A 21,280-nucleotide genomic window follows, 5' to 3' on the forward strand; every position below is an offset into this window, starting at 1 on the left:
CGGAAATGTGACATCGAATTCACAAACTTTATTTCATTAAAAAGAACACATTGATTGGTGTATTCGTAATTACTTTTTATTCACAATAATATTAAACTGAAACAATGAACGAAGAAATAAGAAACCTTGAGCCCAAAGCCCTTTGGAACAAATTTGCAGACCTAAATGCTGTGCCGCGTCCTTCAAAAAAGGAAGAACGTGTAATTGCTTTTATGAAAGATTTTGGTAAAAACCTTGGTTTAGAAACAATTGAAGACGAAGTAGGAAACGTAATAATCCGCAAACCTGCTACCACAGGGATGGAAGATCGTAAAATGGTTGTGTTACAAAGCCATTTAGATATGGTTCACCAAAAAAACAACGATACTCATTTCGATTTTGACACCCAAGGAATCGAGATGAAAGTAGATGGCGACTGGGTTCGTGCAAATGGAACAACACTTGGGGCCGATAACGGTTTGGGGGTTGCAACTATTATGGCGATTTTGGAAAGTAATGAAATTGAACACCCAGCAATCGAAGCGCTATTTACCATAGATGAAGAAACAGGGATGACGGGCGCTAAAGGATTAAAAGGAGGCTTGCTAAAAGGCGATATTCTTTTAAATCTTGATACTGAAGAGGATGACGAAATTGGAGTAGGTTGCGCCGGTGGGGTAGATGTAACCGCAACAGGTACTTACACACAAGTTGCTGTTCCCACAAGCGCTGTTGCATACACTATTAAAGTGAAAGGCTTAAATGGCGGTCACAGTGGAATGGATATTATTAAAGGCTTGGGGAACGCAAACAAACTGATGAACCGAATTCTTTTTGCTACAAAAGAAGTGCTACAGCTTGCAAAACTGGAAGGCGGAAGTTTACGAAATGCAATACCTCGTGAAAGTGTAGCATTGGTTGCGATTTCTTCTGAAGAAAAATTTCATTCAGAATTTGAAAAGATAAAAAAAGGAATTGCTTTAGAATACAAATCATTGGAGCCTAAGCTGTCTATTACCGCTGAAAAAACAGATGGTACTTTGGCAAAAGTGATGGCTGCTGAAGACCAAGGATTATTTTTAGATGTAATGAATGCAGCTCATAACGGGGTTTATAGAATGAGTCCAGATATTGCAGATTTGGTGGAGACTTCAAATAATATAGCGAAAGTTTCAGTTGCAAATGGAAACATTAAAGTTGAATGTTTAACTAGAAGCTCTGTAGAAACTTCTAAAGACAGTCTTGCAAATGCACTTACTTCTGTATTTAATCTTGCAGGGTATAAAGTGAAATTAGCTGGAGATTATCCTGGTTGGGCACCAAATATGGACAGTCCAATCTTGAAGGTTTTAGATAATTTATACCAAAAAATGAATGGTGAAAAAGCGAACGTTGCGGCATGCCATGCGGGGCTAGAATGTGGAATTTTAGGGCAAAATTATCCTGAAATGGATATGATTTCCTTTGGGCCAACAATAAAAGGAGCACACTCTCCTGATGAACGCGCAAGTATTTCTTCTGCTCAAAAATACTGGAAGTTTGTTCTAGAAATTTTAAAAAACATACCTAAAAAATAGAAGTAAAGGTTTAGAGTCAGAGCCAAGAACCAAGATTTACAAAGAAGTAGTTTTGGGTTAAATAAAAAAAGAGGAGCTATGTTTAAAAACTAGCTCCTCTTTTTATACAAGTTATTTTGAAATTATTCTACGATTTCAACAATTTCAAGATTGAAAATCAATTCTGAATCTGGAGGAATAACTCCTGGAATCCCTCTTTTTCCGTATGCTAAATGTGGGGGAATAAAAACAGTTGCTTTATCACCAATTTTCATATTCAATAGCCCTTCACGGAAACCAGGAATCAGTTTGGCATCTTTACTGTAATCTGTAGGTACTGGAGCGTATTGGCCAGCAGCCTTACGCATATCGTCTACCATTTCAAACTCTTCTGCATTTGCTAGAACATTTGAGTCAAAAAGATGCCCATCTGTAAGGTATCCAGCGTAGTTCATTAAAATTTGGCTTCCTTCTTTTGGTTGCACTCCATCTCCTTTTTCATTAAAATAAATTTTAATTCCTGAAGCTAATGAGTCTGCTTTAGCTCTTAGGGCATTAAGTTCTGCTGCCTTTTTAGTAGCAACTTTATTAATACGTTCTTCCTTATCTTTCTTTTCTTTTTCAAGTTTACTCATTTCTTCAGTGAAATAAGGAACTTTAATATCCCCTTTATTGATAATATTTACTTTTTCAATAATAACGGGTTCGGTTGGTTTATCTCCAGGTTTTGTAGTTTCCACAAGCCCTATAGAATCAACCACTTCTTGTCCTTTAACGATTTCACCAAAAATAGTATGGCGGCCATCTAGCCATTGTGTTTCTTTTAAAGTTACAAAAAACTGGCTGCCGTTTGTTCCAGGGCCAGAGTTTGCCATTGCTAAAAGACCTTTTTTGTTAAAGCGGATGGTGTCGTTAATTTCATCAGGAAATGCATATCCTGGATTTCCAGTACCATCCCCATTTGGATCACCACCTTGAATCATAAAATCTTTAATTACACGGTGAAAAACAAGGCCATCATAAAATCGTTTTCCTTTGTGAAGTGAATCTACCATTCCGTTTGTACCTTCAGTAAGTGCAACGAAATTAGCAACTGTAAGTGGGGCAGTTTCATTTTTTAATTTTGCAACGAAAGTTCCTTTGTTTGTAATAAATTCAGCATAAACACCATCTTTTAATTCAGGATATTTTTCCTGACAAGACGCAAATGCAAGCGTAAGCGATAAAAATAGAAATGTTAGTTTTTTCATGAGTGTTAAAATTAATTTTAGTTTGATTGTTCAATTGAATGTAAAGTTACAGTGCTCTGCACAGGAATATTGGTGCCGAGTTTTTCTCCAATCCCATAATAGCCATAAGCTTTATAGGAAGGAAATAGGAAGGTTACTGTTTCGCCTTCTTTCATAAGCTTTATTCCTTCACGTATTCCAGAAATAAGTTCTTGGTTGCTTTGGTCAACTTTATATTGTTGCAGTCCATTTTCTTTTTCCGAAACAACAATGCTCCCGTTTAAATCTTTGATGTCGAAAGTAAATTTTACTACATCCCCTAAAACAGGCACTTCTGTAGTGGTGGTATCACGGGTATTGTAATAATACCAAAATCCGTTTTCGGAAGCAATATAATTGGTTGTGGAATCTTTTTCTATTATTTTTTCAATAACGCTTTTTTCCTGGTCATAGATTTTTTTATTTCTAACCGCAGATTCTTTAATAAAAGTTCCAGAATGGTTTTGAATAGGGCGTCTAGCTTCAGGGCTTTTACATGAAACGATAAAGGCCGAAAATAATATAATATAAAACAGCTTATTAAGCATGTGCAAGTTCATCTTTATAACGTGGCAAGATACTAATAAATTCGCTTATGGTTTTGTTAAGAGATTGCGAACTTTTTCCTCCAGCAGCGTTATTGTGGCCACCGCCACTATAATGATTTCTAGCAAATGCATTCACTGAAAATTCCCCTTTGCTTCTAAAAGATATTTTAACAATACTTTCCTGTTTATTTTCAATGAAAATTACAGCAAAAACAACTCCTTGCAACGATAGTGCATAGTTGACGAAACCTTCAGTGTCTCCCTTTTTAAAGTTATGTGCATCAAGTTCTTTTTGCGACATGGTAATGTATGCGGTTCTATATTCGGGTAGGATGTGTAGATTGCTTAATGCCAATCCTAAAAGTTTCATTCTATCAGGACTGTTTGTATCGTATACATTTTGATTTATCAATGCACTATCTGCACCAGCTTCAATTAATTTTGCAGCAACCCTATGTGTTGTTGGTGATGTTGAAGAAAAACGAAATGACCCGGTATCGGTCATTATTCCTGTATAAAGATTGATTGCTATTGCCTCAGAAAGTATTTCTGAATGACCCAAAGCATCCATAAAATGATAAACCATTTCGGAGGTTGAGCTCATGGTTACATCGCTAAACGTTGCCACAGCATAGTCTGCGGGCTGCTGGTGATGATCGATCATTATGAATTTTGCATCGGCACTTTCTAAGATTTGCTGAAGTTCACCAACTCTTTCTAGGCTGTTAAAATCTAAGGTGAAAATTAAAGATGCCTCTTCAATTAGTTGAGTGCTTTTCTCCGTCTCCTTTTCATAAATTACAACTTCTTCAACACCAGGAAGCCATTTTAAAAAATCAGGAAAATCATTAGGCATTACAACAGCGGCGGAATGTCCTATTTTTTTTAGGAAAAATGAGAGTCCTAAACACGAGCCTATTGCATCGCCATCTGGATTTTTATGCCCAATAATTACTGCTTTTTGAGGTGAAGCGAGAAGCGTTTCAACTAGTTGTGTAGTTTCTTTATTCATAAGGGGCGAAGATACAATAAATACAAATTAAGAAAGAAGTGGTTTTAAGGTAAAATTTCTTCTGAAAGTTTAATAAATCATTAAACCTTTGGTAAATACTTGCTTTTCGTTTTCAAATAGTTATTTTTGCCGAAATTTTAAACAATACAATGAGAACAGACAGAACATTTACAATGTTAAAGCCAGATGCGGTTGAAAAAGGACACATCGGAGCCATTCTTGAAAAAATAAATGCTTCCGGTTTTAGAATCGTAGCTTTAAAACTTACCCACATGACTACACAAGATGCACAAGCATTTTATGCGGTTCATAGCGAGCGTCCTTTTTATGGCGAATTGGTAGAATATATGACACGTGGTCCTATTGTTGCGGCAATTCTTGAAAAAGATAACGCAGTGGAAGATTTCCGTACTTTAATTGGAGCTACCAACCCAGCAGATGCTGCTGAAGGTACCATCCGTAAAATGTATGCAGCTTCAATTGGAGAAAATGCAGTACACGGAAGTGATAGCGATGAAAACGCAGCAATTGAAGGTGCTTTTCATTTTGCAGGTCGCGAAATGTTCTAAAAAGCTTTTGCCCTCAACAGTGAGGATATAAATTTTATGAATAGCATAAAAAGTAGGTGTGTGTTTAGTCGCGTACCTACTTTTTTTATCGTAACACTAATTTTTTAATTAATTCCTTTCCCAGCTCTTCATTGATTAATGTTATAATTTTTTCTTTCCCATAACTAAGTTCCTCGCGTAAAACGGAAGAGGAGAGTTGCACATAAAGTGTGTCTCGGTCTAATTTTACATCGGTGGTGTATTTAGAAATTGCACTTCCCAGTACAGTATCCCATGCCTCTTTGGTGTTCACTTTGTCCAAACCTTTCTCCAAGCGATTGGCACCAATAAATTCTTTTAAAGCATCTCCAATTGATATGTTTTCTGAGTGTCGTTTTGCCATTTTAATGTTGTAATTTTCTAGTTTTCAGTTGGGTTTCCAAAATCGTACTTTTTAAATGCTGAATAAATATAAATTTTATTGGCCCTGTTTTTTACTGTTAAAGTGCTGTCCTTTGCTTCAATAACGGTTTCTTTCCATTCGTCAAAAGGGGTTTTGTAATACATTCGAAGGCTGTCTTCTTCAATTTTTAAAGTGAAATTTTCTGAAACCCCATTTGTAACGAAACTACCGTCAAGTTTTGGCGAAACTTTTGTGCGAATACCACTATCGCCCTTTATTTCAATGTAGTCTACAATTGTATTTATTCCAAATTCCTTTTTTTCGCCATCAGTCATCTTTACACTTTTTATTTCCCAATAACCGCTGAGGTTTTGTTTTTGTATTTCTGGGTTTGGTTTTTCACAAGAAAAAATAAAAAGCAGTAAGGGAATAATTATAAATTTCGATTTCATAGTTTAATTTAATTTTTCACATTGATTACGAGTGATTCAAAATGTCGTCTAGCAGAGATAATACACTGATTTATGGCGTTAAAGAAAACATTTTATAGGTTTGATGTACTTTTTTTATTACCTCTTCGGTTCTTTCTGCGTGGGTGTCGCTTATAAAAAGCTGCCCGAAATTTTCATTGTCTACAAGCGAAATTAAATGTGCTACCCGTGTTTCATCCAATTTATCAAAAATATCATCCAAAAGCAAAATTGGGTTTGTTTTTGAATGGGTTTTTATAAAATCAAACTGTGCCAACTTTAAGGCAATTAAATATGATTTTTGTTGCCCTTGCGACCCAAATTTCTTTATTGGATGTGCATCAATCTCAAAAACCAAATCGTCTTTGTGTATTCCAAAATTAGAATATTGTGTAATTCTGTCTTTTGAAATATTTTTTTGCAATAAAGTGAGAAGGTCATTTTCTTGTAATTGACTTTCATAAACCAAATTAATGCTTTCGTTGCCACTACTAATAGATTTGTATCTATTTAGGAATATAGGCAAAAATTCTTCCAAAAAAGCAGTTCTTTTCCCAAAAATTGAAGTGCCAAAAGTGTGTAATTGCTCGTTGTAAATAGCTATTGTATCCTGACTAAATGTATTGTTGGCTGAAAAATATTTTAAGAGTGAATTGCGCTGCGCCAATACTTTATTGTACTTAATTAGAGTGTTTAAGTAGTCCGAATCGCGTTGCGAGATAACACCGTCAATAAATTTTCTACGAGTATCACTGCCTTCAATAATTAAATCTCTATCTGCAGGCGAAATTATTACCAAAGGTAAAAAACCGATGTGTTCACTGAATTTATCGTATGCTTTTCCGTTTCGTTTTATAATTTTTTTCTGCCCTTTTTTTGCGCTTACTACAATTTTTTCAGAGGCTTCATTTTTGTCATAAAAACCTTCAACTACAAAAAAATCTTCACCGTGTTTTATATTTTGAGTTGTAATTGGATTGAAGTAACTTTTTCCGAAGGAGAGGTGGTAGATTGCATCGAGCACATTTGTCTTCCCAACACCGTTATTTCCCACAAAACAATTTATTTTTGGGTCGAATTCGAATGTTTCGGCTTCAAAATTTTTATAGTTTAATAAGGATAGTTTTTGTAAAATCATAAAAGTGAATAGGTTGCGACTCGGGATTGCTTCTAAAATTGAAGAATAACCGCTTTGCAAATTATTAAAAAATAAGAAATATTTATCCTTTTAAATTCCATTAAAAATTTTATTTTTGCGCCACAATAACCTAGAACTATGGCAACGTACAATAAACGCGGAGGCAAACCGAAAACAAAAGCTGAAAAAGAAACACAGCTAGAAGACAACAGTACAACGGCAGAAGTATTCAACACACTTGATGAAGGTGCGTCGAGAACGGAAGCTTGGGTAGAAAAAAACCAAAAAGCCATTTTAGGCTTTATTATAGTGGTGGCTGTTGCTGTTTTGGGATATTTTGCATATCACCAATATATTAAGACTCCTAAAGAGGCTGAGGCAATGAACGAAATGTTCCAAGCGCAAAACTATTGGGAGCAAGCTTTAACCGCTACGGCAAAAGACTCTCTATACAATCTTTCATTGCAAGGCGGTGAAGGAAAATACGGTTTTATTGATATTATCGATAATTACAGTGGCACAGATGCAGCAAACCTTGCACATTATTACGCTGGTATGGCTTATTTGAACACTAACAAATACCAAGAAGCTATTGCGCAGCTAGATAAATTTAGCAGTGATGATGAGATGTTGGCGCCATTGGCAAAAGGAGCTATCGGGGATGCGTTTACACAGTTAGGGCAAAATGAAGATGCTTTAAAATACTATGAAGAAGCTGCAACAATGAGAACAAATGCGTTTACTACACCACGTTTTCTACTAAAAGCTGGAATTGCAGCAATGTCTTTAAACAACACTGCTAAAGCGTTGGCGCATTTCAAAAAAATAACTGACGATTATCCAAAATCAACTGAAGCTGCAAAAGCCGAAATATATACTGGCCGCGCGGAAGCAATGAAAAAATAATGGCTACAGCAAATACAAATTTATCGGCTTACGATAAAAATACAATCCCAAACGCGAAAGATTTTCGGTTTGGGATTGTTGTTTCTGAATGGAATCACAATATTACAGAGGGCATGTTTCAAGGTGCTTTTAATGCTTTAATAGATTGCGGAGCTATAAAAGAAAACATTGTTCGTTGGAATGTCCCTGGAAGTTTCGAGCTTATATTCGGTTGCAAGCAAATGACCCAAAGCTACGAGATGCTGGATGCGGTTATTGCAATAGGAAGTGTAATTCAAGGAGAAACAAAACATTTCGATTATGTGTGTGAAGGTGTAGCACAAGGCATTAAAGACCTAAATGTGCAAGGAGCTATACCTGTTATTTTCTGTGTTCTTACAGACAATACCATGCAGCAATCCATAGATCGTAGCGGTGGTAAACACGGCAATAAAGGCACCGAAGCAGCAATTGCGGCTATAAAAATGGCGCAACTTCGGAAAGAAGCTAAATTCTAGTTTTAGTTTTCAATTATTTTTTATGAGGTATGCCTATGGAAAACGGCATCATAATTGTTTAAAACAAGCTTCAGAAATACTTTAGAAAATACAGTAATTTCAGTAACTTTGAAGAACAACACTTATGGGACTAATAGGCAAAAGAAAAAATAAAAAGTACAGCTACCAACCACGTTATTTTGAGCACGATGGTGAAAACAGCCCGTTTTCAATGGAACATAAATTTGACCAATTCCGAACTACAGTTGGAGACAACAAAGGGCTAAAGGGAAAATTTAAAACCGCTTGGGCAGATTTACGGCAAACCTCAGATAAAAAAGCAAATAGGAGGTTGTTGATTATTATTGCGGTACTCGTGCTTATTTTCCTATTTATTATTGAATTTGATTTATCTATTTTCTACGCATAAACTTTAATGGCAGACATTATTCAGTTATTACCGGATCACGTTGCAAACCAAATTGCGGCTGGGGAAGTTGTTCAACGACCCGCTTCAGTAGTAAAGGAATTGTTGGAAAATGCTATCGATGCCCAAGCAACTTCAATCACACTTCTTATAAAAGATGCTGGTAAAACCCTTGTTCAAGTTACCGATAATGGAATAGGAATGAGTGTTACGGATGCACGGCTCAGTTTTGAACGCCATGCAACCTCCAAAATTAAAGCTGCTGAAGATCTTTTTAACCTACACACCAAAGGTTTTCGTGGGGAAGCATTAGCTTCTATCGCGGCGATTGCACATGTTGCGTTAAAGACCAAAACAGAATTTGCTGAAATTGGGACCCTCCTAACTGTTGAAGGGAGTAAGGTGATTTCACAAGATCCGGCAGTTGTTCCAAAAGGGACTACCATTTCGGTTAAAAATCTTTTTTATAATATTCCTGCGCGACGTAATTTCTTAAAAAGCAATCCTGTAGAAACCCGTCATATTATTGACGAATTTCACCGTGTGGCTTTAGCGCACCCTAGCGTAACTTTTGAAATGATACACAATGGAAGTGATGTTTTTAAACTTCCAGCCTCAAACTCAAGGCAACGAATTGTAAATATCTTCGGAAGCAAAACCAATGAAAAACTGGTTCCAGTTAATGAAGAAACCGAGATTTTGAAAATTGAAGGCTTTGTATTGAAACCTGAATATGGAAAAAAGAGTAGAGGCGAACAGTTCTTTTTTGTAAATGACCGCTTTATAAAAAGTCCGTATTTGCACCATGCTGTATCTTCCGCTTTTGAAGGCCTGATGAAAAATGGGGTGCACCCTGGCTATTTTCTTTTTTTAGAAGTAGATACACATGCTATAGACATCAACATACATCCTACAAAAACTGAAATAAAATTTGACGATGAGCATGCTATTTATGCCATGCTTCGCGCAACAGTAAAACATAGCTTAGGGCAATTTAACATTGCACCAATACTTGATTTTGAAAGAGATAAAGGCTTTGATACACCATATGAATACAGTAAAAAAGCACCTACAACTCCTTCAATAGAAGTGGATAGTAGCTTTAACCCCTTTAAAGAAAAACCAAAACAAGCGAATATTAACTTCCCTTTTAAAAGAAGTTCATCGGGTGTAGAACGAACTACTTCATGGGAATCCTTGTATGTTGGCTTGAAAGATGAACCTGAAACGGATTTTGCTATAGGGAATATTGAATTTGAAAGTGAAGAGGTAACTGGAAATCTTTTTGAAACCACTGAAACAGAAACAGCACAGTTAACTTTTCAGCTGCAGAATAAATACATTGTTAGTCCGTTGAAAAGCGGAATGATGATAATTCATCAAAATTTGGCACACCAACGAATTTTATATGAAGAATTACTTAAAAATATTACTGTAAAGGAAGCTGTGAGTCAGCAATTGTTATTTCCGTTGCAACTGCATTTCTCAAAACCAGATGTTGAAATTATTGAAAAAATTCGCGAGCAACTGGAGCATACCGGTTTTATTTTTTCCCAATTAAAGGAGGAAACTATTGAGATTAGTGGAATTCCAGTGCTGATTATGGAAAGTCATGTTGTAAATTTGCTTCATCAGTTAGTTCATGATATAAAAGAAGAAGTCCCTGATAATGGATTCAGTCAGAACGATATGCTTGCAAAATCTATGGCAGCAAGTATGGCAATAAAAACAGGGGTTTCATTGAATAAAGAAGAGCGGGAACACTTAATAAACCAACTTTTTGCTTGTAAGGAGCCAACAGTTAGCCCAACGAACAAACCAGTTTTCACTACTCTTGAAGTAAGTGAACTCGACAAAAAATTTATGTAAATGGGAAGAATAACCGATACCGTAAAATTTCTATTAATACTTAATGTGCTTTTTTTTATAGGGACACAATTTACAGGCGGAGTTGCGGAGCGACTTTTTGCATTATATTATTTTGAAAACCCCAGTTTTCAATATTGGCAGCCATTTACATCTATGTTTATGCACGCCAATTTTTTCCACATACTTTTTAATATGTACGCACTTTGGGCTTTTGGCTCTCCTTTAGAATTGCGGTGGGGGCAAAAAAAGTTTCTTTTCTTCTACTTTTCTGCGGGCCTTGGTTCGGCATTGGTTTATACGTTGGTGAATTATTATCAGGTACATAGCGTTATGGATGCTTTACTTGCGGGTGGATGGAGCGAAGGAGAAGTGATGAGTTATTTGTCTGGAGGTAATGGAGGGAGTCAAGCTGTTTTGGATACCGTCTCAATGGATCAAATAAACGCTATGTTTAATACTTATAATGGGGTTGCACTGGGGGCTTCTGGTGCCGTGTATGGTGTTTTAGTGGCTTTTGGATTGATGTTCCCAACTGTAGAATTAATGCTTATGTTTTTACCAGTTCCTATTAAAGCCAAGTATTTTATACCAGGAATTATTTTACTAGATTTAATTTTTGGAATAACGGGTGCACAAACAGGTATCGCCCATTTTGCGCACATAGGAGGTGCAATTTTTGGTTTTTTAATGGCGTGGTATTGGCGAAAAAATAGTTTTGATAACCACCGTTGGAATTAAGTATGGCAGCTCCAAACCTTGCATATCAATTTAAAATGGCCAATGTTTTGGTCAAGCTCATTGTTATCAATGTGGCTGTTTTTTTAATAATAAACTTAGGCTCTTTTTTCTTTAGCGTAAGTCCGCAGTTCCTAACACGTTGGTTTGTTTTAAGCGATAGTTTTGATACTATCTTAATTCATCCATGGTCTTTAATTACCTATGGGTTTATACACTTTGGGTTTTTGCATATTTTGTTTAATATGATCTGGCTGTATTGGTTTGGACAATTTGTTTTAAATCTTTTTACAGGAAAACGATTGATTACAGTGTATATGCTCGGCGCTCTTTTTGGGGGGCTACTTTTTGTGTTGGCATATAATTTATTTCCTGTTTTTGCTGAAAGGAGAGGGTTTTTAATTGGTGCATCTGGCGCAGTTACAGCCATTATGGTTTTTATTGCTGCCTATGCTCCCAATACCGAAGTTCGGTTTTTTACTTTCAATATTAAACTTTGGCACATAGCACTTTTTCTCTTTCTTTTTGATTTAGTGCGGATTCCTACCTCAGGAAATGCGGGAGGAATGATGGCACATGTAGGTGGCGCCCTATTTGGTTATGTATATGCTGTGCAATTGGCCAAAGGAAATGATATCGGGAAATGGTTTGAAAATTTCATGGATTGGATTGCAAACCTTTTTAAGCCACGAAAGAAAAAACCGTTTACAAAAGTACATCGCACAACACAACCAACTTCAAAGCGTTCTAAAACGAAAGGCGAAAAATCGGATCACCAAAGAAAGGTTGATGCTATTTTAGATAAAATAGGTAAAAGTGGATACGAAAGCCTAACAAAGGAAGAAAAAGATTTTCTGTTTAAAGCCGGAAAAGAAGACTAAATCAATGCGGAAACTTATTAATACTATGATCTACTGGGGCAATTTGCTCGCAGCATTTCTATTGTTAATCTCCTTTATTCTTCCCTATTTATCTCCGAAGCGTTTTCCAACACTTTCATTATTAAGTTTGGTCGTTTCTTTGCTTATTATTGCCAATATAATTTTTGCAGCTTATTGGTTATTTCAGTTTCGACGTAGGTTTTTTATATCGTTTATAGTGCTTTTTGTTTCCTATTTTCATTTCAATGTTTTTTATGAAATGTCTTCTGAAGGCGACGCTTCAAGCTATAAAAATACGCTGAATGTACTTTCATATAATGTACGTTTGTTTAATGCATATGAAAAAAACCCTGATTCGGATGCTTCAAAAATAATTTCAGAAATACTTAAAGATGAGAATCCAGAAGTGGTTTGCATACAGGAATACTACAAACCAAACACCATAAAATTTACAGATTATCCTTATCAGTATATTCATTTTAAAAATAAAAAAGCAAAACTTGGTCACGCCATTTTTTCAAAATATCCCTTGATTAATACAGGAGCTTTTAATTTTGAAAATACCTACAATAATACGTTGTATGCAGATGTGGTAAAGGGAAGGGATACACTCCGTGTTTATAGCGTCCATTTAGAATCGCTTGGTATTCTTCCACGGGTAAGTTTTTTACAAGAAAGTGATAACGAAAAGTTGCGAAAACGAATTTCCAGCGCTTTTGAAAAACAACAAGATCAGATAGAGGCTATTTTGAAACACAAGCAAAAAACCACTAAACCTGTGATTATCTGTGGCGATTTTAATAACACCCCTTTTTCATATAGCTATAAAAAAATAGAAGACAATATGCAAGATGCGTTTCGGGAACGAGGAAACGGTCTGGGGACTACTTTTAAGTTTGAAAAATTTCCTATGCGGATAGATTATATTTTTGCTTCAGAGTCGCTCAATATTCTTTCATTTGATACGATGGAAAAAACGTTTTCAGATCATTATGCCATCCGTGCAACTGTAGGTTGGTGAGAGTTTTAAACTGTTAATCGGATAAAATATCGGTTGGTAAAGTAGCACTTTCCAAATACCCTAAAGCGTTTGGGCCTTCATTAAATAATAAATCCAATACCGAGAGATTTGGCAAGAAAGCGTGGTTTGCTTCATGAACTTGAATATAGGTTTTAGGAATAAAATTAGACTTCCGTTTTGCGTTAATCAATAAACGAAGGTCTGTAATTTTAGGGGCTGTTTCGTAAGTAGTTGTTTGTGAAACTTCAACTTCGATGCCAATCAATTCAGATAGTATTTTAAATATTTTTAAATTGTGTGCCATCAAACTTCCGACGGTTTCTGTAAAGAGCTGCTCTAAATCGTCTTCATAATATTCAAAAAAAGGAGAGGTGCGATAAGCACTTTCTATGCTCTTCCAGTGTAGTTCTTGCCAAGGAAAATCATTTTCCACAAGTACGTTTTTCGTTTTTTGCCTCTGTTTTAATTTACTGTGCTTTATGGGAATGTTTAAAAGTAATTTTCCATTGCTATGTGCTATAAAAGTACGGTTGCGATAGGTTTGTTTTTGATAATTATCTTCCACCTCAAAAACAACCTTAGTTGCCTGTGCCACTGCAGCCATTTGCTCAATGGACGGAAAATAGGAGGGATGTAGCAATATTGTTTTCATTTATAATTTTAATGACTTCAAAAATAGAAAAGAAAAGAATAAGGAAAAAACGAAAAGAATAATGTTAGGCTGGTATGCAAAAACTACCTTTTTAAAGTCCTATACTAATTGATAAATACACTAATCTTCACTTTCTTAAATATAAAAACTAAAACCCGAAACAAGAAACTTGAACCAAAAACTTGAATCCTTTTCCCTACATTTGTACAAACTTTAAAATATGCTCATAATTGGCATCACCGGTGGCACCGGGAGCGGAAAAACAACAGTAGTAGACCAAATTGTGGATGAACTTCCAGCAGATGAGGTTTGTATTATATCGCAAGATTCCTATTATCACGATACCAGCCATTTGTCTTTTAACGAACGAACAAAAATTAATTTCGACCACCCAAAAGCGATTGATTTTGATTTGTTGGTTAGCCATTTAAAAGAATTGCGAAAAGGTAATTCGTTTGAGCAACCTGTTTACTCATTTGTGGAACATAATAGAACAGGCGAAACCATAACAACGTTTCCAAAAAAAGTAATTATTGTTGAAGGTATTTTGATTCTTGCACATCCAGACATTCGTGAAATGTTTGATATTAAAATCTTTGTGCATGCAGATAGCGATGAACGATTAATTCGTAGATTGAAGCGCGATATTGCAATGCGTGGTCGTGATTTGAACGAAGTTTTAAACCGTTATCAAACCACTTTAAAACCGATGCATCAACAGTTTATTGAGCCTACAAAGGAATTTGCAGATATTATAATTCCAACAAATAAATACAATACTGTGGCCGTTAATGTGATTCGTAGTATTATTCACCAAAAAATAAGTTATACCGAATCGTGAAACTTTCAGCATTAAAAAAAAATAAATGGTTTAAATTTATAAGCAACAAATACGTGCTTATAATCATGCTATTTATTATTTGGATGGTGTTTTTTGACGCTAATTCATTTTTAATTCATAACGAATTAGATAATGACATCAATGCTTTGGAAGATAATGCGGAATTTTATAAACAAGAAATAACGCGTGATAAAACCTTTATTCAAAAAATGGATGATAGCGACGAAATGGAAAAGTTTGCACGTGAAAAATACTATCTAAAAAAAGAAAACGAAGATATTTACATTATTGAACACGAAGACAGCATCAAAAAAGAAGAAAAACGATGAGTAAATCTCTATTTAAAGATTTTGATGAAGTTTCCGCCAAAGAGTGGAAACAAAAAATACAATACGACTTAAAAGGCGCTGATTATAATGAAGCTCTTATTTGGCAAAGCCCTGAAGGTATAAACGTAAAACCTTTTTATCATCAAGATGATTTCGAAGAAAATTTCACTTCAATTCCTGGACAGCCACAATCGTGGAAGGTGGCACAGAATATATATATAGACGACGAAAAAATAGCTAATAATATAGCTGTAAATGCTTTAAGTCGTGGCGCAGAAGCAATTATTTTTACGGCTGAAAAAGAATTTGAAATAGAAATCGTTTTTAAAGATTTTCCTTTTGAAAAGGCTTCTGTTTATTTCGACTTAAAATTTCTTTCTAAAGTATTTTACAGTAAACTGATTGAGTATTTTTCAGCTGCAAAGGCTGTTGTTTATTACAATATCGATTTAATAGGAAACCTTGCCCGAACAGGAAATTGGTTTTATAACTTGAAGAAAGATCACGAAGTTTTAGAAATGTTTTTTCAAGAACATCCTTCAGAAAATTTACTTTCAGTTGATGCTAGCTTATACCAAAATGCAGGTGCAAATAGTATTCAGCAATTGGCGTATGCTTTGGCGCATGCTAATGAATATCTAAACCATTTTGCGTCGGCTAAGCTCAGTTCAAGCCCAATTGTAATAACGTTTAAGCTTGCTACGGGCACTAATTATTTTTTCGAAATAGCAAAAATTCGTGCGTTAAGAAAATTATACGCGACTTTAGCAAAAGAATATGCAGCAAATACCAACTGCCACATTCTTGCTACGCCTTCAAAACGCAACAAAACACTATACGATTATAATGTAAATATGCTTCGTAGTACCACCGAATGTATGAGTGCTATTTTGGGCGGTGCAGATGCGGTTTGTAATATGCCGTATGATGTACTTTACCATAAAAGCAACGAATTTGGAGAGCGTATTTCTCGAAATCAATTATTGGTTTTAAAGCACGAAAGTTATTTTGATACCGTAAGTAATGCTGCAGATGGAACTTATTATATTGAAAATTTAACCAACGAACTTGCTGAAAAAGCGTTAATTCTTTTTAAAGAAATAGAAAAAGGCGGCGGTTTTCTTCAGCAATTGAAAGAGGGGATAATTCATAAAAAAATAATGGAAAGTGCAGAAAAGGAGCAAAAACTTTTTGATAGTGGTGTGTTAAAATTATTGGGAACCAACTATCACCCCAATAAAAACGACCGCATGAAAGATGATTTAGAGCTTTTTCCCTTTGTTAAGCATAATCCCATAAAAACGCTTATTGCTCCAATTATTGAAAAACGCTTGGCAGAAAAAGTTGAACAGGAAAGGTTAGAAAATGAGTAGAAAAGATTTACAACAGATCACTTTAAAAAATTCAGAAGTTGGTAACGAAGAAAATCGAAATCAAATTTCAGAGTTTAAAAACGATACGTTTTCGACAGCTGAGGATATAGATATTAAAAAAAGGTACAGCAAAGAAGATACGAAAAATCTGCAACATTTAAATTTTGTTGCTGGAATTGCGCCACACCTTCGCGGGCCATATTCTACTATGTATGTGCGTCGCCCATGGACGATTCGTCAATACGCTGGTTTTTCAACAGCAGAAGATAGCAACGCTTTTTACAGAAGAAATTTAGCTGCAGGTCAAAAAGGACTTTCTGTAGCTTTTGATCTTGCCACGCACCGGGGGTACGATAGCGACCACGAACGAGTAGAAGGCGATGTAGGTAAAGCAGGTGTAGCCATAGATAGCGTAGAGGATATGAAAATTCTTTTCGATCAAATTCCGCTGGATAAGATGAGTGTTTCGATGACCATGAATGGGGCTGTGCTTCCAATTATGGCTTTTTATATTGTTGCTGCTGAAGAGCAAGGTGTTTCACCAAAAGATTTGGCTGGAACCATTCAGAACGATATTTTAAAGGAGTTTATGGTGCGAAATACTTACATCTATCCGCCTACGCCTTCCATGAAGATTATTAGTGATATTTTTGAATTTACCTCCAAGAATATGCCTAAATTCAATAGTATTTCTATTTCAGGTTACCATATGCAGGAAGCGGGAGCAACCGCAGATATTGAGCTTGCATATACGTTGGCTGATGGTTTAGAATACATTCGTACGGGAATAAATGCGGGGATGGATATAGATACCTTTGCGCCACGACTGTCTTTCTTTTGGGCCATTGGGATGAATCATTTTATGGAAATCGCTAAAATGCGTGCCGCCCGAATGCTTTGGGCAAAGATTGTAAAGCAATTCAACCCTAAAGATGAAAAATCACTAGCTTTAAGAACCCATTGCCAAACGAGTGGTTGGAGTCTTACCGAACAAGATCCCTTTAACAATGTTGCGCGAACTGCTGTTGAAGCTGCTGCTGCGGTTTTTGGAGGAACACAATCGTTGCATACCAACGCTTTAGACGAAGCCATTGCCTTGCCTACAGATTTTTCTGCGCGGATTGCAAGAAACACTCAGATTTTTCTACAAACAGAAACACAAATTACCAAAACGGTCGATCCTTGGGCGGGAAGTTATTATGTAGAAAATCTTACCAATGAAATTGCCAATAAAGCTTGGGCACTAATTGAAGAAGTAGAAGAACTGGGCGGAATGACAAAAGCTATAGAAGCGGGTATTCCTAAACTGCGAATTGAAGAAGCTTCAGCTAGAAAACAAGCACGGATTGATAGCGGCCAAGATATTATTGTGGGTGTTAACAAATACCGACTTGATAAAGAAGATCCACTTCAAATTTTGGATGTTGATAACCAAAAAGTCCGTACTTCACAAATAGAAAGATTAAACCGAATAAAAGCGGAGCGCAATACTGAAAAAGTAACTAAAGCACTTGCAGATATTACCGAATGTGCGCGTACAGGTGAAGGAAATTTATTAGCTTTAGCAGTAGAAGCAGCTCGACTTAGAGCAACTTTAGGCGAAATTTCTACCGCAATGGAAAAGGAATTCGGCAGGTATAAAGCACAAATTAGATCATTTAGCGGCGTGTATAGTAAAGAAATAAAAAAAGACGAAAGTTTTGAAAAAGCAAGACAGCTAGCAAATCAGTTTGCAGAGTTGGAAGGGCGTCGTCCCCGAATTATGATTGCCAAAATGGGGCAAGATGGTCACGACCGCGGTGCCAAAGTAGTTGCCACAGGCTATGCCGATGTAGGTTTTGATGTGGATATTGGGCCTCTTTTCCAAACTCCCGCAGAAGCCGCCAAACAAGCAGTGGAAAATGATGTGCACATTTTGGGCGTTTCCTCCCTTGCTGCAGGTCATAAAACCCTTGTGCCACAGGTAATCGAAGCCTTAAAAAAGTACGGTCGCGAAGATGTTATGGTTATTGTAGGCGGGGTAATTCCTGCACAAGATTACCAATATCTTTTTGATGCTGGCGCTGTTGCTGTTTATGGCCCAGGAACTCGTATTAGCGATGCTGCAATCGAGATGTTGGGTATTTTGATTGAAGGGGTGTCGTAAACACTACAATTAAATATTGGTTTATTCTAAAACCAATTGGGTTGGTGTAATTTCTTAAAGTTTATAAGGGTTTAAATTAGTATCTAAATGTAACATTAAGTACTTAAACTTTAAGCTAAATCATAAAAAAGTATAAGTTTTGAGGTAAGATGTGTATGCTTTTAAGTATGTTGAAATAGTATCTTTATAAAAAATTAATTCTTTGGATATAAAACTAAACATACACGACACTTTTAATAAACAACTTCCTGCAGACCCGAATAAAAACAATACCATTCGGCAGGTAACGGAATCTTGTTTTTCATATGTTTCTCCACAAAAAACCTCGAAGCCTGTATTGTTACATACTTCTTCTGAAATGCTATGTGAGCTCGGACTTTCTTCTGAGGAAGCTACAAGTAAAACCTTCTTAAATGTAGTAACAGGAAACGAAATTTTACCAAACACAAATCCGTATGCAATGTGTTATGGAGGGCATCAATTTGGCAATTGGGCAGGGCAGTTAGGCGATGGGCGCGCTATTAATTTGTGTGAAGTGAAACATCAGGGTAAAAACTGGGCATTACAACTAAAAGGTGCTGGTTTAACCCCTTATTCCAGAACCGCAGATGGATTGGCTGTTTTACGCTCTTCAATCCGTGAATATTTATGTAGTGAAGCTATGTTTTATTTGGGAGTGCCAACAACGAGAGCACTTTCAATCGCATTAACCGGTGATGAGGTATTGCGAGATGTATTGTATAATGGTAATCCAGCTTATGAAAAAGGAGCAATTGTTTGCCGAACAGCAGCATCTTTCATCCGTTTTGGTAGTTTTCAAATTTTCGCGGCTAGGCAGGATAAAAAAAACTTAAAGACCTTGGTAGATTATACCATTAAAAACCATTATTCACACCTTGGAACGCCTTCAAAAGAAACTTATAGTGCTTTTTTTAATGAAGTTTGCGAGCGTAGTTTAGCGATGGTTATCCACTGGCAACGCGTTGGCTTTGTGCATGGAGTAATGAATACCGATAATATGTCTATTCTTGGTTTAACCATAGATTACGGACCTTATGGTTGGCTTGAAGGCTATGACCATGGCTGGACGCCAAACACTACAGATAGCGGACAGAAACGCTATCGTTATGGCACACAACCCGAAATTGTACATTGGAATTTATACCAATTAGCAAATGCATTGTATCCATTAATTGAAACAGCAGCGCCCTTAGAAGCGATTTTAAATTCTTTTGGCGAACAATTAGCGGATAAATACATTGCGATGATGAAGTCTAAACTGGGATTGATTCAGGAGAATGAAGGAGATTTAATACTTATTCGTGATTTAGAAAATGTATTGCTGCGTACAGAAACAGATATGACTATTTTCTATAGAAATCTGGCAGCTTTTGATAAGAATAATCCAAGGGAAGGACTAAAAATCATTGAAAATGCTTTTTATAATTTGGATACTATTTCCGAAGAAATAAAGCAACAATGGAATGTCTGGTTTACTGGTTATGCCGAAAGGTTGCAAAAAGAAACACATTCAAATTCTGAAAGAAAACAAAAAATGAATGCTGTAAACCCAAAATATGTCTTGCGAAACTACATGGCACAAATGGCAATCGATGAGGCAGATAAAGGCAATTATAATTTGATTGATGAATTATACCAATTACTTAAAAGACCCTATAGCGAGCAGCCAGAAAACGAAAAATGGTTTGCAAAACGCCCAGAATGGGCAAGGCATAAAGTAGGGTGTTCAATGTTGTCATGTAGTTCCTAATCGAAGTTTTATGCCCTATTAAAAAAATCCTAAAGACTATTTTGTAGGAATTTTCTGTTAAAAGAAGTGTGGTATTACAAAGGCTAGTTTTAATGCCGGAAAAAGTATTAAAATTTATACTGAAGAATTAGGAGGCAAAGACTTCATTACTTTAAATGAGTATAGTCCTTCACATGAAGTAATATTAAAACCTTGCGAACTACCCGCCCAAAAAATGATTGATTTTATTTTGAATGTCTTACTTGTGGAAACTTAAGCAAAATAGACATGTGTAGAGGTAATTTATACGCTTTAATAAGTAGCAAACTGCCGTAGTTTTGTTTAGTAAATAAAATACAAGTACAAAGAAAAGAGTATCTTAGATAAATAATATATGGGAAATTATAAAAAAGCATATATAGCTGGCGGGTGTTTTTGGGGAATGGAAGACTTATTTAGAGATCGTCCCGGAGTGATTGACACGGAAGTAGGGTATTTGGGTGGAGAAAATGATAATCCTACCTACGAAAACCATCCAGGTCATGCTGAAGGTATTGAAATTACTTATAATCCTGCTAAAACTTCATTTAAGCATATTTTGGATTATTTTTTTAGAATTCATGACCCTTCAACTGTTGATAGGCAAGGTAATGACAGAGGTTCAAGCTATAGGTCTGCAATATTTTTTCAAAATGAAGAAGAAAAAAAAGAAGCGCAAGAACTTATAAAAATAGTAGACGCTTCAAAAAAATGGCAAGCTAAAGTAGTTACTACGCTGGAACCTTTTACAAAATTTTGGACGGCTGAACCTGAGCATCAAGACTATTTAGTAAGAAAGCCAAATGGCTATACCTGCCACTTTGAACGATTTAACACAGGTTTTTTATAGCATAAAGGATTATAAATTGGTTTAGATTTAAAACACTGTAGCAATTGCTTAAATTGTTAGAGT

22 protein-coding genes are annotated in these 21,280 nt (G+C 35.9%); 15 read left to right on the forward strand and 7 right to left on the reverse strand.

Features of this window, described 5'->3' with window-relative positions:
* Positions 1-104: 104 nt before the first annotated feature.
* Complete coding sequence (locus ABJ955_RS09760) at positions 105-1,556, forward strand: aminoacyl-histidine dipeptidase (RefSeq protein ID WP_347374434.1); 1,452 nt, start codon at positions 105-107, stop codon at positions 1,554-1,556.
* A 122-nt stretch (positions 1,557-1,678) separates the two neighbouring features.
* Here ABJ955_RS09760 and ABJ955_RS09765 read toward each other — a convergent pair whose 3' ends face one another.
* Genes ABJ955_RS09765 through ABJ955_RS09775 form a run of 3 tightly spaced genes read right to left on the reverse strand, consistent with a single transcriptional unit; the run spans position 1,679 to position 4,363 of the window.
* On the reverse strand, positions 1,679-2,785 hold the full coding sequence (locus ABJ955_RS09765) for a peptidylprolyl isomerase (protein ID WP_347374435.1): 1,107 nt from the start codon (positions 2,783-2,785) through the stop codon (positions 1,679-1,681).
* A gap of 17 nt (positions 2,786-2,802) precedes the next feature.
* Entirely contained in the window at positions 2,803-3,351 is a 549-nt protein-coding gene (gene gldI, locus ABJ955_RS09770; RefSeq protein WP_347374436.1) for a gliding motility-associated peptidyl-prolyl isomerase GldI, read from the reverse strand.
* The gene (locus ABJ955_RS09775; RefSeq protein WP_347374437.1) at positions 3,344-4,363 is read right to left on the reverse strand and encodes a bifunctional oligoribonuclease/PAP phosphatase NrnA; all 1,020 of its coding nucleotides are present in this window, start codon (positions 4,361-4,363) and stop codon (positions 3,344-3,346) included. Before ABJ955_RS09775 ends, gldI begins: the two co-directional genes overlap by 8 nt.
* 149 nt (positions 4,364-4,512) lie before the next feature.
* On the opposite strand from ABJ955_RS09775, the gene ABJ955_RS09780 reads away from it, so the two are divergent.
* Positions 4,513-4,932 (forward strand): nucleoside-diphosphate kinase, encoded by a 420-nt coding sequence (locus ABJ955_RS09780; protein ID WP_347374438.1) that lies wholly within the window; start codon positions 4,513-4,515, stop codon positions 4,930-4,932.
* A gap of 85 nt (positions 4,933-5,017) precedes the next feature.
* On the opposite strand, the gene ABJ955_RS09785 is transcribed toward ABJ955_RS09780, so the two are convergent.
* The 3 genes from ABJ955_RS09785 to recF all read right to left on the reverse strand — a co-directional run bounded on the left by ABJ955_RS09785 (position 5,018) and on the right by recF (position 6,922).
* The gene (locus ABJ955_RS09785) at positions 5,018-5,314 is read right to left on the reverse strand and encodes a DUF721 domain-containing protein (protein WP_347374439.1); all 297 of its coding nucleotides are present in this window, start codon (positions 5,312-5,314) and stop codon (positions 5,018-5,020) included.
* A gap of 17 nt (positions 5,315-5,331) precedes the next feature.
* On the reverse strand, positions 5,332-5,766 hold the full coding sequence (locus ABJ955_RS09790) for a lipocalin family protein (protein ID WP_347374440.1): 435 nt from the start codon (positions 5,764-5,766) through the stop codon (positions 5,332-5,334).
* 70 nt (positions 5,767-5,836) lie between these two features.
* Positions 5,837-6,922 (reverse strand): DNA replication and repair protein RecF, encoded by a 1,086-nt coding sequence (gene recF / locus ABJ955_RS09795; protein WP_347374441.1) that lies wholly within the window; start codon positions 6,920-6,922, stop codon positions 5,837-5,839.
* Positions 6,923-7,060: 138 nt separating this feature from the next.
* Between recF and ABJ955_RS09800 the strand changes: the two genes are divergently transcribed.
* From ABJ955_RS09800 to ABJ955_RS09830, 7 genes are all read left to right on the forward strand, one after another.
* Positions 7,061-7,828: a tetratricopeptide repeat protein gene (locus tag ABJ955_RS09800; RefSeq protein WP_347374442.1), complete on the forward strand. Its 768-nt coding sequence runs from the start codon at positions 7,061-7,063 to the stop codon at positions 7,826-7,828.
* Positions 7,828-8,325, forward strand: coding sequence for a 6,7-dimethyl-8-ribityllumazine synthase (gene ribH, locus ABJ955_RS09805; protein WP_347374443.1), 498 nt, complete (start codon positions 7,828-7,830; stop codon positions 8,323-8,325). The genes ABJ955_RS09800 and ribH overlap by 1 nt, the downstream gene beginning before the upstream one ends.
* Before the next feature lie 124 nt (positions 8,326-8,449).
* The gene (locus tag ABJ955_RS09810; protein WP_347374444.1) at positions 8,450-8,734 is read left to right on the forward strand and encodes a riboflavin synthase subunit beta; all 285 of its coding nucleotides are present in this window, start codon (positions 8,450-8,452) and stop codon (positions 8,732-8,734) included.
* A gap of 6 nt (positions 8,735-8,740) precedes the next feature.
* A complete protein-coding gene (mutL, locus tag ABJ955_RS09815) occupies positions 8,741-10,600 on the forward strand; it encodes a DNA mismatch repair endonuclease MutL (RefSeq protein ID WP_347374445.1) in 1,860 nt (619 codons plus the stop codon).
* Positions 10,601-11,338 (forward strand): rhomboid family intramembrane serine protease, encoded by a 738-nt coding sequence (locus tag ABJ955_RS09820; protein ID WP_347374446.1) that lies wholly within the window; start codon positions 10,601-10,603, stop codon positions 11,336-11,338.
* 2 nt (positions 11,339-11,340) lie between these two features.
* On the forward strand, positions 11,341-12,216 hold the full coding sequence (locus ABJ955_RS09825) for a rhomboid family intramembrane serine protease (RefSeq protein ID WP_347374447.1): 876 nt from the start codon (positions 11,341-11,343) through the stop codon (positions 12,214-12,216).
* A 4-nt stretch (positions 12,217-12,220) separates the two neighbouring features.
* Complete coding sequence (locus ABJ955_RS09830; protein ID WP_347374448.1) at positions 12,221-13,237, forward strand: endonuclease/exonuclease/phosphatase family protein; 1,017 nt, start codon at positions 12,221-12,223, stop codon at positions 13,235-13,237.
* 13 nt (positions 13,238-13,250) lie between these two features.
* On the opposite strand, the gene ABJ955_RS09835 is transcribed toward ABJ955_RS09830, so the two are convergent.
* Positions 13,251-13,889, reverse strand: a complete 639-nt coding sequence (locus ABJ955_RS09835) for a WbqC family protein (protein ID WP_347374449.1) — start codon at positions 13,887-13,889, stop codon at positions 13,251-13,253.
* A 220-nt stretch (positions 13,890-14,109) separates the two neighbouring features.
* On the opposite strand from ABJ955_RS09835, the gene udk reads away from it, so the two are divergent.
* From udk to msrA, 6 genes are all read left to right on the forward strand, one after another.
* Complete coding sequence (gene udk, locus ABJ955_RS09840; protein WP_347374450.1) at positions 14,110-14,730, forward strand: uridine kinase; 621 nt, start codon at positions 14,110-14,112, stop codon at positions 14,728-14,730.
* Positions 14,731-14,795: 65 nt separating this feature from the next.
* Complete coding sequence (locus ABJ955_RS09845; RefSeq protein WP_347374451.1) at positions 14,796-15,059, forward strand: septum formation initiator family protein; 264 nt, start codon at positions 14,796-14,798, stop codon at positions 15,057-15,059.
* A complete protein-coding gene (locus ABJ955_RS09850) occupies positions 15,056-16,432 on the forward strand; it encodes a methylmalonyl-CoA mutase subunit beta (RefSeq protein ID WP_347374452.1) in 1,377 nt (458 codons plus the stop codon). The genes ABJ955_RS09845 and ABJ955_RS09850 overlap by 4 nt, the downstream gene beginning before the upstream one ends.
* A complete protein-coding gene (scpA, locus tag ABJ955_RS09855) occupies positions 16,425-18,578 on the forward strand; it encodes a methylmalonyl-CoA mutase (protein WP_347374453.1) in 2,154 nt (717 codons plus the stop codon). The genes ABJ955_RS09850 and scpA overlap by 8 nt, the downstream gene beginning before the upstream one ends.
* Positions 18,579-18,786: 208 nt before the next feature.
* A complete protein-coding gene (locus tag ABJ955_RS09860) occupies positions 18,787-20,349 on the forward strand; it encodes a protein adenylyltransferase SelO (RefSeq protein WP_347374804.1) in 1,563 nt (520 codons plus the stop codon).
* 373 nt (positions 20,350-20,722) lie between these two features.
* The gene (msrA, locus tag ABJ955_RS09865; protein WP_347374454.1) at positions 20,723-21,217 is read left to right on the forward strand and encodes a peptide-methionine (S)-S-oxide reductase MsrA; all 495 of its coding nucleotides are present in this window, start codon (positions 20,723-20,725) and stop codon (positions 21,215-21,217) included.
* Positions 21,218-21,280: the final 63 nt, after the last annotated feature.

This window comes from Aequorivita sp. Q41 (assembly GCF_039831855.1).
Lineage (GTDB): Bacteria > Bacteroidota > Bacteroidia > Flavobacteriales > Flavobacteriaceae > Aequorivita.